We start from the raw sequence: 13575 nt of genomic DNA, 5'->3' as shown, positions 1-13575 counted from the left end.
ATGAAGACGAAAAGACTTTTGGCGGTATGTTTTTTGAATACTGTGATGAGCTAAAAGATTTAAGTCATATTGAAGCATTATTTTTAATCATAGACCTTTTCAAAAAGACTCTACATGATTATTCAACATTAACTGAAGAAAAGATAAATGACCTATTAGACTACTTTTTTGAGCTTCTTCCTGGTTATATCAAGAAATCATTAATGATTTCTAACGCCGAAAGTTGAGTAATAAGTAGATAAGTTTATCCACCTGAATTTGTTTTGGGTGGATAACTTTGCTTATTCTAATTATATTAATGTCGGAGGAATTGCTATGAGTAGAGAAACTCAGAAAAAGAAAAGTTTACACAAAGAAAAACTTTTTAAAGACACGGTGCCGCGCTCAAGGGTGCAGCTTGATATTGTTAAGCGAGTAAGAAAGGCAATAGATAATATGCCAGCAGAACTTCCTGCCAAAATAATTTCCTATCAGGATGTTATTCGGGAAGAAGGGGAATATTATCTTCTTTATCAGGGAAGTGAAAACTTAGAACCCCTGGCAGAATATTTAAATAAAAACCCGATTGATTCTAAGATTCTGCTCAAAGAATTAGAAGAAAGCCTTGCTCTACTGCAAGATATTGAGCTTGTTAAAGAAATTTTTCCGAAAGGGATAAATGCTTCTAACTTTTGGATTGATGAAGAAAATGATATTTATTTAATGCCGGAAGCAATGCTGCGCAGCAAAAGGAATTATAATGAATTTGAGCTTGAAATCCCAACTCAGGAGTATTTTATGCCGCCTGAAGTCGTTGCAGGAGAGGATTGGCAGCTCGAATCTTATATTTTTAATTTAGCATCAGTTTTTTATTATTTTTTAAGTGGAGAAACCATTTTTAGTGATCGGGATCATGCAAAAGTATTGAATAAAATTCAAAACGAAAAAATTCTAGCTCTGCAGGCACTGCTTCCTCAGATAAGTGATAACCTCAATCAACTATTTATGGAGATGCTGGCTAAAGAGCAAAAGGAACGCCCGGATCTCGACTATCTTATTGAGGAATTAAAAAGAACCAGCAAAGAAAATAAATTTGAGATCCAGCCATTTCTAGAAAGAGAGAATTTAATTGATAATAAAATAATAAAAAAGAAAAGAAGAAATGAAAACATTAAGCTTTTTTTCCGCCACAGTTGGAAGGTGATTCTTTTCTTTGCCATTATTGGAGGTGGCTTTATCTGGGGCTTGAGTTCTGGTTCGCCAGCGACTATAACTCCAGATAATACAGCCGGGGAGGTTGTTAATTACTTTTACGAAGCGATAGCAACTAAGAACATCAACCTGGCAAATGAAGCTGCAGATTTTGACCTGGGTGAGATGGAACGAATGATCTCAGAAACCCATGTGATAGAGAAAATGCAGCAGGCTTATGGAGGTGACCCCGAACAGGGAGGAGAGGTCAATGAAATTTACAGTTTGGAAAAGCTGGAAATTGAAGAACTTTCTGCTTCTGAAGCCAGACACAGGTTTAGAGCCTCATATGAGTTTAACTTTAGAGATCGGGAAGGCAGCTACAGCCACCAGATGCTGGATGAATTAACAGTCGAAAAAATTGAAGGAATCTGGCGAATTACAGCTGTAGAAGGAAGTATAAAAGATATGATTGCTGGAGAATATCCCTGGAGGGATGAATAATGGATAAAAATATTTTTGCCGAAAATGATTATAATAAAATAAAAGACAGCCTGGTTAACTGGCTGCAGACTGAGGTGGAAAATGCAGGCTTAAATGGTGCAGTCGTTGGGTTAAGTGGAGGTATTGATTCTGCTGTTACTGCCCGTCTCTGCCAGCTTGCATTTGGAGAAGAAATGCTTGGAGTAATCATGCCCTGTCATTCCAGCTCACAGGACCGGGAAGACGCCCTGAAAGTTGCTGGCAAATTTGGAATTGAAGTAGTAGAAAATGATCTCAGTGATATATATGATCATTTTTTAGCAAATTTAAAAGAAAGTGGAGTTGAGGCTGGCAGACTGGCAGAAGCCAATATAAAACCACGCCTCAGAATGACTACCTTATATTACTACGCTCAGGCTAAGGGTTACCTTGTTGTCGGTACAGATAACTGGAGTGAGTTAAAGATTGGCTATTTTACCAAACACGGTGACGGAGGGATAGACCTTGCTCCCTTAGGATCACTGGTAAAAAATGAAGTCAAAAAGCTGGCAGAAGTGCTTGGAATTCCGGCTGAAATTATTGAAAAAAAGCCATCTGCAGGACTCTGGGATGGTCAGACTGATGAATCAGAAATGGGCTTTAGCTACCAGGAGCTTGATCAGTATATTTTAACTGGTGAGGCAGAACCAGAAGTAAAAGAAAAAATAGAGAAACTGGCAGCCAAAAATAGTCACAAAGTAGCACCGGTTCCTATCCCCAGAAGAAATGAAATTGTTTAAGCGGAATCGAGGAGGGTATAAATGAGAAAAGCCAAATTGGTGATTTTGTTTTTAGTGGTTTTTGTTTTTGCAGCTGCTATTTCTTTATCTGCTCAGGAATTTCCTCTAAATTATACCGATGAGCTCGGTAGAGAAATTACAATAGAAAAAGAAGTTGAAAGGATTATTACTCTGGCACCAGGAATGACCGAAGTAATCTATGCTCTGGGGCTTGAAGATAAGCTGGTTGCAGTAAGTTCAGCCTGCGATTATCCAGAAGAAGCTCTGACAAAGGATGATGTCGGACGAATTGATGAACCAAATATAGAAAAAATTGTTTCTCTGGAGCCAGACCTTGTAATAGCTGAATCTGTAACTAAGATTGAAAGCCTGGAGAGGCTGTCAGAACTGGGAATAAAAAATATTGGTTTTAAACCTGTCTCAATTAATGATACAATAGATATGATTGAAGATATTGCTTATTTAACTTCTGCAGCAGAGGCTGGGGTTGAGCTGACTTCCAGAATGGATAAAGAGTACCAGCAGCTTAAAGAGCTGGTGAATGATAAATTAGAAAATAAGGAAAGAAAAAGGGTGTTTTATGAAATCTGGTCAGACCCATTATATACGGCTGGTAAAGGTACTTTTATTGACAGCCTGATTCATGATGCCGGTGGTTATAATGTTGCCAGAGAGGCAGAGGGCAGCTGGCCAACTTTCAGTCTGGAAAGCTTAATTGATGCTGATCCAGAAGTTTATATCAGCAGTGCTCACAGCACCCCAAACGGTTTAACATTAGATGAACTTAGAGAACGGGAAATTTTTAGAGAAATTTCTGCTTTTAAAAATGACCGCTTATATTTAGTTGATCAAAATTTAGTTAACAGACCTTCCCCAAGAATTATAGAAGGTTATAAGCAATTTATTCAGGCTATTTTTCCAGAACTAAAAGAGGAGATTAATTAGTTTTGTTGAATAGCAGATAGTGGTAGGAAAAATTTTGAATTGATTCTGCTTTGATTAGGGACAAAAATTTAATATTTAAGCCTTTTGTAAAAGGTTATAAGTAAAAAATAAGACTAAGAGGTGATTTGATGAATTTATCAGATTTTACAATTGATGATTTTACAGAAATTGATGGTGGTCAGTCTATAGGAAAGGTAGCTGTACTGCTTTCAATGGTTAATGATGAGTATGACAGCAAGATTATTGATGCTTATAAAAATGAAGGCTATAAGGCTGTAATAACCAGAGCTGGCGGCAAAGGTTCAAAGCTTAAGGACAAAGTTTTAAGAAACTGTCTGGGAGCAGCTATTAAAGGTGATGTAATTACTGAATCTGTTCAGGATCAGAGGATTCTGACCCGTTGTGTTGAGAGAGCGATGATTGATTTTGATAAACCACTTTCCGGTATTTCAGGTGCTGGAATTAAAATTGGTATTGTCAGTAAGGAACCACATCTGGCAGTAGCTCTTTATGGAAAACTTGGTATCCCTGGTTTAGATGTAGATCATGAAATTTCAGGAATGGGGATTCACTACTATGGACTCAGCAAAAGATAACAATCAGTTTGATATATTAAAAAGAGTATTTAAATATATTTTACCATATAAAGGCAGGCTGGCAGGGGGAGTAATCTCCATGCTGGTTCATGCCTTTTTAACTGTTTTTTTTGTAAGAGTTTTTCAGGGGCTTTTAGAAACAATTATCTCAGATATTAATCTGGGCAGAGAAGGGATGATTCAGCTGTCCCTGGTTGCTGGAATGATGATTCTAGTATATTTTCTTAAAGGTATAGCTTACTATGGCAAGAGTTATCTGGTGGCCTATGTTTCACAGAAATCAGTTAGAGATATCAGGAATGATCTTTATTCTCATCTTCACAATCTGTCTTTAAATTTTTACAGTCAGAATAAGACTGGTGATATATTGTCCCGGGTAACCAATGATGTTCAGCAGCTGGAAAGTTCTATGATCAGTACAACTGTGGGCAGCATCGATAAGGTTTTTACCCTGGTTGGAGGAATTCTTTATCTGGTTTATTTAAATTATCGGTTGACTATTTTTTTAATAGTCATTCTGCCTTTAATTACATATGTAATTACTAAATTTAATTATAAATTAAAGAAGGTTAGTCGTCGGGTACAGATTAAGATTGCAGATGTTTCGGATGTGCTGCAGGAAACCCTGTCAGCAGTTAGAGTGGTTAAGTCATTTGGTCGAGAAGAATATGAGTTTGAGCGTTTCAGCAGCGAAAACCAGGCCAACTTTAGAGCTAAAATGAAAAAGTCTCAGTATGGGGCGATTTTAACTCCACTTGTAGAATTTCTGGCAGCAATCTCATTTACTGCTATCCTCTGGTATGGTGGTTATGAGGTTATGCAGGGCAGGATGTCAGCTTCTGAGTTAATTGCTTTTTTCACTCTGCTTTTAACAATCAGTGAGCCGCTGAGGTCAATTACCAAATTGAGTAAAAGACTGCAGCAGTTATTTGCTTCAGCTGAGAGAGTTTTTGAGATTATGGATACGGAAAGTGAATTAAGAGAAGATGATGAAAATAAGATTGAATTAAAAGATGTTGAGGGTGAGGTTGTTTATGATAATGTCAGCTTTGCCTATAATCGGAATGAAGTAGTATTGAGAGATATTAACCTGACTGCCAGACCTGGTGAAGTTGTAGCACTGGTCGGCCACAGTGGAGCCGGGAAGACAACAATGGTTGATTTAATCCCCCGCTTTTTTGATCCAATTGAGGGACGGATGCGTCTGGACGGACATGATCTAAAGGATTTAAAAATTGACAGTTTGCGAGATTTTATCGGGATAGTTCCTCAGGAAACTATTTTATTTAGTGGTACTTTAAGGGATAATATAGCCTACGGTGATTTAAATGCTGATGATGAGGCTATTCAGAAAGCTGCAGAAGCGGCCAACGCTCATGATTTTATTATGAATTTTCCTGATGGTTATGATACTGTTGTTGGAGAAAGAGGGGTTGGACTTTCTGGTGGTCAGAAACAGCGGATTTCTATTGCCAGAGCGATTCTTAAAAACCCGAAGATTTTAATTTTAGATGAAGCGACTTCTTCTCTGGATTCAGAGTCTGAAGCGCTGGTTCAGGAAGCACTGGAACATCTGATGGAAAATAGAACAACCTTTATCATTGCTCACAGGCTTTCTACTATCAAAAATGCTGATAAAATTGTTGTAGTAGAGCAGGGTGAGATTATGGAAATGGGAAGTCATAAGGAGTTATTAAAGAAGCAGGGAAAATATGCTTCACTTTACAGAGGTCAGTTTATTGAGGCACCTGAGGTTTAAAATGATTATTGGATATTTAGATTAGGAGAGGTGGAATTAATGTCAGCAAAAAAAGAGAAATTTAAAGAAAAGTTAATTCCTCTCTTTGCCTATAATTTAATTAAATGGACCAATAAAAGCTACAGGCTTGAAGTTGAAGGCTGGGAAGCAGTTGAGAGCAAGCTTGCTCAGGGAGAATCACTTGTTTTTTCCAGCTGGCACGGTAAGAGCTGGATTCCAGCTTATTTTTTAAGGGATTTGGGTATTTATGCTCTGACCAGTCTGAGCCGTGATGGCAGTTATATGACTGAGATTCTAGAAAAATTGGGCTGGAATACAGTCAGGGGTTCCAGCAGCAGAGGTGCCAGCCGCTCTCTGCTTGCTCTGTATCGGAAATTAAAAGAGGGAGCAAGTACTGCGCTGACCCCGGATGGTCCGACAGGTCCTATCTATGAGATTAAACCAGGGATTATATTTCTGCAGGAAAAAGCAGATTCAATGCTGGTGCCGCTTGGGGTTGCTGCCTGCTGGAAGAAAAATTTTGCCAGCTGGGATCATTATCTGCTGCCTCTTCCTTTTAGTAAAACTGCGCTGATTTTTGGTCAACCTTTTCGTTTTAAGTCCGGGCTGGAGATGGAAGAAAAACAGCAAATTTTAAAAGAAAAAATGGAAAAAGTTAATGCAAGAGCAGCCGAAATAGTCAAAAAATAATGGTGGTATTAAATATATGGATTATTTGAGGAAATACATCGAAAATATAATAAGCGGCAGGGAAAGAGGATTTCTGGCTGCTTTAAGCAGATCAATTTTATTTTTGCTGTCTGTTCTTTACTCTAAACTGGCAAAATTGAGATTTGTTTTGTATCAGAATAACTTTCTGAAGAAAAAAGAAGCCGGGATGCCGGTGATCAGTATCGGAAATATTACGACCGGAGGTACAGGCAAAACTCCATTCACTTCATTTCTGGCTTCTCAGTTAAAAGATAAACACAAAATTGCAATAATCAGTCGGGGCTATGGAGCTTCTAAAGAGGTAGATGAACCCTTTTTGATTAAAGCTGAATCAGATTTATATGCCAGTGCGGCTGAAGCCGGGGATGAGCTTTTTATGCTGGCCCGTAATTATGACAACCTAATATTTATTCGTTCAGCCAACCGCTACCAGGGTACTAAGCTTGCCGAGGCAGAGGGGGCAGATTTAATTCTGCTTGATGATGGCTTTCAGCATTATCAGTTAAAACGAAATCTGGATGTAGTTTTGATTGACGCTGAAAATCCTTTTTCTAACAATCGAGTTCTGCCTGCTGGTCTGATGCGTGAACCTTTTACTGCTTTAAAAAGAGCCGATCTTTTTCTAATCAACCGGAGTGAAAATATTGACTTCAATCGACTAAAAGAACTTAAAAAATCACTAACTACTCTCAGCCCAACCAATAAAGGTATTTTTTCGGCAGCAACAAAGCTGGAAAGTTGTATTTCGGTGGCAGGGCAAAAAAAAGAAGAGCTTGACTTTTTAAAGGAGAAAAAGGTTTTTGCATTTTCAGGAATTGGAAGCCCTGATGCTTTCAAAAAAAGTATAGAAGCCGCTGGAGGAGAACTGGTAAGTTACCGGGTTTTTAAAGATCATTACAACTATCAGAAAGAAGATCTTTTAACTTTACTTGATCAGTATTCAGCTTCTCAGGCCGATTTGATCTTAACCACAGAAAAGGATGCAGTTAAATTATTTGATTTTGAAAGAATGATTGGAGATTTACCTTTTTATTACTTAAAGATTTCACTTGCGATAGAAAATAAGGATGAACTAATGGATATTGTAAGAGCTAAAATTAAGAGTGGAAGAGCTAAATAGAGATTTGAGGTGGATTAAAAATGTCAGGACTAAAAACTGCTGCTTTAATACCTGCCCGTTTTGCTTCCAGCCGTTTTCCTGGTAAGGCACTGGCTGAGATTATGGGTAAAGCAATGATTGTTAGGGTTTATCAGGCAGTGGAAAAGTGTAAAATGATAGATCAGGTTTATGTAGCAACAGATGATTTAAGGATAAAAAATAAGGTTGAGGCAGAAGGCGGCAAAGTGATTATGACTTCTGCTCAGCATCAGAGTGGTACAGACCGGATTGCTGAAGCCGCTGCTGAAATTGAAGCAGATCTAATAGTAAATATTCAGGGGGATGAACCTTTAATTAAAGCTGAAAGTATTGCCCGAGCTTTAGAACCTTTTAGAGAAGAATCTGAACTAAAAATGAGCACTTTAAAAAGAAAAATTACTGCAGCTGAGGCCGAAAATCCCGACCTGGTTAAGGTTATTACAGATAAAAATGATTATGCAATCTATTTTTCTCGCTCACCTATTCCTTTTTATCGGGATGCTGTACCGGATGAGCAGAGCTATTATCAGCACATTGGTCTCTATGTTTATCGCCGGGATTTTCTTTTAAACTATGCAGCTATGGAGAGGACACCTTTAGAAAGAGCAGAGTCTTTAGAACAGCTGCGCGCTCTGGAAAATGGGTTTAAGATTAAGGTTCTGGAAACAGACGCCAGGCTAATCGGAGTAGACCGCAGAGAAGATATAGAGCTGGTTGAAAAAGAAATTAAAGCCAGAAAAAATAGGCATAAATAATTTTTTTGTTGCAGATAAAGTGTTTAAACCAACTGCAAGCAGATGGAGGTAAAAGATGGTTAAAAAAGTAAAGTTAAATGATAAAATAATTTTTGGTGATCAGGAAAAGCCCTTTGTACTTTTAGCAGGTCCCTGTGCAATTGAGGAGGAAGATCGGGTTCTTAGAATAGCTGAGGGAATTAAAAATATTACTGATAGATTGGGGATTCCTTATGTTTTTAAATCTTCCTTTGATAAAGCTAATCGTTCTTCAATTGATTCCTACCGTGGTCCAGGTCTGGAAGAGGGTTTGAGGATTTTAGAGCGGGTTAAAAAAGAATTCGATCTGCCTGTAATTTCGGATATTCATTTACCAGAACAAGCAGCAGCTGCAGCAGATGTTTTAGATATTATGCAGATTCCTGCTTTTTTATCCAGACAGACAGATATGCTGACAGCAGCAGGTAAGACCGGCAGTATAATCAATGTCAAAAAAGGACAGTTTTTGGCTCCCTGGGATATAGACCAGGTAGTGGCTAAGATTGAGAGCACAGGAAACGAAAGAATTTTGCTGACTGAAAGAGGAGTTTCTTTTGGTTATAATAATTTAGTTGTAGATATGCGCTCTCTGCCCAGGATGCGAAAAACAGGCTATCCAGTTGTCTTTGATGCAACTCATGCCGTACAGCTTCCCGGAGGTGCAGGTGACAGCTCAGATGGAGAAAAAGAGTATGTTCCCTATTTAATGAGGGCTGCACTGGCTGCAGGTATCGATTCTTTATTTATGGAGGTTCATGACAATCCTGCAGTAGCTAAAAGTGATGGAGCCAACATGATTCCTTTAGATCAGTTGGAAGGGATTTTAAAACAGGCTCTTGCAATTGATTCAGCAATGAAGAACTGTGAGGAAATAAATTATTAATATTAGGGTGAATAAAATGACAGCAAGCAGTAGAGAAGATAAATTAAAATCAGGAATTGAAGAAGCAAAAAGTGCGCTGCAGATTGAGGCAGATGCAGTTTTAAAATTAAAAGAAGATCTTGACGGCAGCTTTAAAAAAGCAATGGAGCTGATCATTGACTCCGAGGGTAGAGTTGTGTTTACCGGAGTTGGAAAAACCGGGCTGGTAGCTAAAAAACTGGCTGCCACTTTTTCCAGCACAGGTACTTCTGCCTTTTTTGTTCATGCAGGTGAAGGCCTGCACGGAGATCTGGGAATGATCAGAGCTGGCGATGTAGTGATTGCTGTTTCCAACAGTGGTGAGACAGATGAGGTGCTTTCTTTACTGCCTTCTCTGCGCCGGATCGGGGTAACTCTAATTGCCCTAACAGGAGACAGTACTTCTACACTGGCTGAACATGCAGATTTAATTCTCTTAGCAGATGTAATTACTGAAGCCTGTCCCCACAATCTTGCTCCAACAGCCAGTACAACAGCTGCCCTGGCTCTGGGTGATGCCCTGGCAATTGCTTTATCTTCTTATTATGGCTTTACTCCGGAAGATTTTGCTCTTTATCATCCGGGCGGTTCACTGGGCAGAAAGCTTTTAACCAAAGTTAAGGATGTTATCAAAATTAGAGAGCAGAACCCAACAGTTAAAATTGAGACTACAGTCAGAGAAGCTCTATTTAAAATGACTAACAGCCGGATGGGTTCAACTTCTATTGTTGATCAGGAAGGAAAACTTAAGGGGATAATTACTGATGGAGATATTAGACGCCTTTTGGAAAAATCAGCTAATTTTATTGACCATCCGGTTAAAAATTATATGACTTCAGATCCGGTTTCAATTTCACCGGATAGACTGGCAGCGGAAGCACTGCAGATAATGGAATCGAAAGAGATTAATGATCTGCCAGTAGTAGAAGCTGGCAGGCCGGTAGCTATGCTTAATTTCCAGGATCTGCTGCGAGCGAAGGTATTTTAATATATTTTAGACCTTTATATTTTATTTAAGGTTGTTTGATTACTATTAGTAAAAGGGGCTAAAAATGAAGGATAAAGTTAGTATATTTTTGTTTAATATTTTTAGGTTTTTGTTAAAAAAAATGCCGCCTGCTGTCGGGAAATATTTAGGAAAACTGATTGCCGGGGTGGCCTATTTAATAACTCCAAAAAGGCGTGATCATTCTCGTCAAAATTTGAAAAGAGCTCTGGGTTTGAATGAAAAAGAATCTAAAAAAATGATCAAAAAAGTTTATAGAAATTTGGGTTATGATTTTGCAGAATTTTTAATGGAAGATACTTTTTCTGAAGAAGATATTAATCAGATGGTAGATTTTGAAGGGCTTAAATATTTAGACCAGGCACTGGCTGAGAAAAAAGGTGTTATTATTTATTCAGCTCACCTGGGAAATTGGGAGCTGCTGGGGGCTTTGCTGGCACTTAAAGGTTATAAGGTGCATTCGATTGCTCAGGAACAGAAAAATTCAGCTTTTAATAAGAAAATAAATGAAATTCGTGATAATGCTGGTGTAGGAATTATTCCCAAGGGGCTATCTATTCGAAAGGCTTTTAAAATTTTAAAGTCAAATGAAATTTTAGCTATCTTAGGCGATCAACATGCGAGAAGAGATGGTTGGGAACTCGACTTTTTTGACAGGCCGGCCTTAACCTTTCCTGGTGCTGTAAAATTTTCACAGAGAACAGGAGCGCCCATTGTACCTCTTTTTTTTCACCGCCAGGACTGGCTGAAACATGAACTTATATGTTATCCACCTCGCAAAATCAGCTCTGAGGCTTCGGAAGAAGAATTGAAAGATGAACTTAAGTCGCTGCTTGAATTGACCGAAGAAGAAATAAAAAAAGAGCCGGCTGACTGGATGTGGCTGCATAAACGCTGGAAAACATATAATTAAATTTTGAGGCTAATTTTTAGCTCAATGAGGGGGAGAAATATGTATTTTATTTATAATTTATTATTGTCTGTACTGACAGTTTTTTTACTTCCCTATTATTATTTCAAAAGCAAAAAAAGTGGAGAAAAACTTAATTTAAGAGAGCGTTTTGCTTTTTATGATCAGAATTTGGATCTTTTATTTCCGGCTCCTCAAGTTATCTGGATTCAGGCTGCTTCAGCTGGAGAAACACTTGCGGCACAAAAGTTGACGGCTGAGATTAGAGAGGAATATCCAGAGGCAAGAATTATTTTTTCGACAATGACAGCCAGTGGCAAAAACCTGGCTAAAAAGAAAATCGAGGGAGCTGATTTAATTATTTATCTTCCCTTTGATTTAAACTGGGTTGTAAAAAAAGCAGTTGGAATTTTTAAACCTGATCTATTTATTATGATTGAGACAGAGCTCTGGCCAAATTTGATTAGAACTCTGGATGAGGCTGGCTGTCAGATTATGCTTGCCAGTGGCCGGATAAGTGATGATTCCTTTGGTCAGTATAAATACCTGGGGGCACTTTTAGATGATATGCTGAGTCGGGTTGATATTTTTAGTATGCAGCATCAGGAAGCAGCTGAAAAAATCAAAGAACTCGGGGCAGCAGAAGATCATATCTGTATTAATGGTAATTTAAAATATGACATTGATTTAAATCCCCCTTCGAAAGAAGAATATTTTCAAAAAACGAAGATGTTTAATATAACTGATCAGACAAAAGTTCTTATTGCAGGTAGTACCCATCAGGGAGAGGAAGAGATAATTCTCGATCTTTATCAGCAGCTTAAAACAGATTTTAAACATTTAAAGCTCTTACTGGCACCTCGCTATGTCGAAAGAAGAGAAGAAATTCTGGAGCTCTGTCGGAAAAGAGAAATAGCTGCAGCTTTATATTCGGATCTCAAACGAAATGTGATTCAGCTGTCAGAAGACACGGATATTATTATTGTTGATACTATGGGCGAACTGGCACAGCTTTATTTTTATGCGGATTTAGTTTTTATTGGAGGTTCTCTAATTGACAGGGGAGGACATAATGTAATCGAAGCAGCTGCCAGGGCTAAAGTTGTGTTATTTGGTCAGAGCATGTATAATTTCAAAGAAGAAAGAGACTTTCTTTTAGAAAATGAAGTTGGATTTGAAATTGAGGATGCAGCAGATTTTTTTGAAAAGACTTACCAGCTGCTGGCCAATGACCAGTACCGAAAACAGAGAGCAGAAAAAGCAGCGGAATTAATTGATCAAAATCGTGGTGCGGTAAAAAAACAACTGCAGCTGGTGGATGTGCTGTTAAAGCAGGGAGAAGATTATTATGATAGAAAATAGGGTAGAAAAGATTTTGATTGTCAGATTGAGTGCGATCGGAGATGTTATTCATTCTTTGCCTACAGCTTATGCTTTAAGGCAAAAACATCCTAATGCTCAGATAGACTGGCTTGTTGAAGAGCAATCATATCCACTGGTTAAATTAAATCCGTATCTAGATAATGTAATTATTTTACCACGCAAACGCTGGAAAAAATTAATTAACAAAGATTTCATAAAAGGAGTCAGATCATTCTTTTCTTTTTTTAAAAAATTAAGGGCTGAAAAATATGATATTACTTTAGATTTACAGGGCCTTTTTAAGAGTGCAATAAGTTCTTTTCTTGTAAATCCCAATTTGCGTATGGGGCCATCTGATGGGAGAGAATTAAGTACTTTATTTTATCAGGCAAAGATAGATCTTCCAGAAAAAAAGGGGCATCGTATTTATAAATATCTTCATTTTGCTGGAGCTCTTGAGGCAGAAATGAATGAGATAAACTATGGACTTAAGTTAACTCCGGTTATAAAAAGTAGAGTGAGTCGACTTTTTGAAGAAAATAAAATTGATGCTAAAAATAAAATTGTAGTTCTTAATCCTTTTACTAACTGGGAGTCTAAAAATTGGTTTTTGGAAAGTTATTTTAAGCTGGCTAATGAACTTATTAAAAAAGGATATTATGTTATATTTACAGGCAGCAGAGATGATAAGGACGCTATAGATAGTTTTGGAGCAGTTGAGCAAGATAAATATAGTAATCTGGCTGGTAAAACTGATCTGCAGGAATTAGCAGAAGTCTACAGAAGAGCAGCTTTATATATAGGTGGAGATACGGGCCCAACCCATCTTGCAGCTGCGGTTGGAATACCGGTGATAGCACTGATGGGGCCTACTGATCCGGAGACTAATGGTCCTTTTGGTGAAGGCCATACAGTTATTCAGGATAATAGTCTGGAATGCATTCGCTGTTGGGACAGGCACTGCAGTCGCAATATGCAGTGTATGAAATCAATTAGTGTAGAACAGGTTTTGAGGATTGCTAAAAAGAAATTAAGTGATTAA

The 13575-nt window shown here is 38.0% G+C and carries 13 protein-coding genes and 1 pseudogene; all 14 read left to right on the top strand.

Annotated features, from left to right (window positions below; all coding sequences use genetic code 11):
* Positions 1-227 (top strand): annotated as a pseudogene (locus tag C8C76_RS15040) (IS4 family transposase); the annotation flags it as partial.
* Between the two features lie 88 nt (positions 228-315).
* Positions 316-1674, top strand: coding sequence for a protein kinase domain-containing protein (locus C8C76_RS02380; RefSeq protein WP_108138298.1), 1359 nt, complete (start codon positions 316-318; stop codon positions 1672-1674).
* The gene (gene nadE, locus C8C76_RS02375) at positions 1674-2432 is read left to right on the top strand and encodes an NAD(+) synthase (RefSeq protein ID WP_108138296.1); all 759 of its coding nucleotides are present in this window, start codon (positions 1674-1676) and stop codon (positions 2430-2432) included. Before C8C76_RS02380 ends, nadE begins: the two co-directional genes overlap by 1 nt.
* A 21-nt stretch (positions 2433-2453) precedes the next feature.
* On the top strand, positions 2454-3377 hold the full coding sequence (locus C8C76_RS02370; protein WP_108138294.1) for an ABC transporter substrate-binding protein: 924 nt from the start codon (positions 2454-2456) through the stop codon (positions 3375-3377).
* A 128-nt stretch (positions 3378-3505) separates the two neighbouring features.
* On the top strand, positions 3506-3973 hold the full coding sequence (locus C8C76_RS02365; RefSeq protein WP_076546059.1) for a HutP family protein: 468 nt from the start codon (positions 3506-3508) through the stop codon (positions 3971-3973).
* Entirely contained in the window at positions 3954-5732 is a 1779-nt protein-coding gene (locus tag C8C76_RS02360) for an ABC transporter ATP-binding protein (protein WP_108138292.1), read from the top strand. The genes C8C76_RS02365 and C8C76_RS02360 overlap by 20 nt, the downstream gene beginning before the upstream one ends.
* A gap of 39 nt (positions 5733-5771) precedes the next feature.
* Entirely contained in the window at positions 5772-6422 is a 651-nt protein-coding gene (locus C8C76_RS02355) for a lysophospholipid acyltransferase family protein (RefSeq protein WP_108138290.1), read from the top strand.
* 16 nt (positions 6423-6438) lie between these two features.
* Positions 6439-7563, top strand: coding sequence for a tetraacyldisaccharide 4'-kinase (gene lpxK, locus C8C76_RS02350; protein WP_108138289.1), 1125 nt, complete (start codon positions 6439-6441; stop codon positions 7561-7563).
* A 20-nt stretch (positions 7564-7583) separates the two neighbouring features.
* Positions 7584-8336 carry a 3-deoxy-manno-octulosonate cytidylyltransferase gene (gene kdsB / locus C8C76_RS02345; RefSeq protein WP_108138287.1) on the top strand — a complete coding sequence of 251 codons (753 nt, stop codon included), beginning with the start codon at positions 7584-7586 and terminating at the stop codon, positions 8334-8336.
* A gap of 55 nt (positions 8337-8391) precedes the next feature.
* Complete coding sequence (gene kdsA / locus C8C76_RS02340; protein WP_108138285.1) at positions 8392-9237, top strand: 3-deoxy-8-phosphooctulonate synthase; 846 nt, start codon at positions 8392-8394, stop codon at positions 9235-9237.
* 16 nt (positions 9238-9253) lie between these two features.
* The gene (locus C8C76_RS02335) at positions 9254-10243 is read left to right on the top strand and encodes a KpsF/GutQ family sugar-phosphate isomerase (RefSeq protein WP_108138283.1); all 990 of its coding nucleotides are present in this window, start codon (positions 9254-9256) and stop codon (positions 10241-10243) included.
* Between the two features lie 64 nt (positions 10244-10307).
* Entirely contained in the window at positions 10308-11174 is an 867-nt protein-coding gene (locus tag C8C76_RS02330; RefSeq protein ID WP_108138281.1) for a lysophospholipid acyltransferase family protein, read from the top strand.
* Positions 11175-11213: 39 nt separating this feature from the next.
* A complete protein-coding gene (locus C8C76_RS02325; RefSeq protein ID WP_108138279.1) occupies positions 11214-12533 on the top strand; it encodes a 3-deoxy-D-manno-octulosonic acid transferase in 1320 nt (439 codons plus the stop codon).
* A complete protein-coding gene (gene waaF / locus C8C76_RS02320; protein WP_076546068.1) occupies positions 12520-13575 on the top strand; it encodes a lipopolysaccharide heptosyltransferase II in 1056 nt (351 codons plus the stop codon). The genes C8C76_RS02325 and waaF overlap by 14 nt, the downstream gene beginning before the upstream one ends.

The organism is Halanaerobium saccharolyticum (genome assembly GCF_003053565.1).
Lineage (GTDB): Bacteria > Bacillota > Halanaerobiia > Halanaerobiales > Halanaerobiaceae > Halanaerobium > Halanaerobium saccharolyticum_B.
This window is presented reverse-complemented; position numbering and strand designations above follow the sequence as displayed.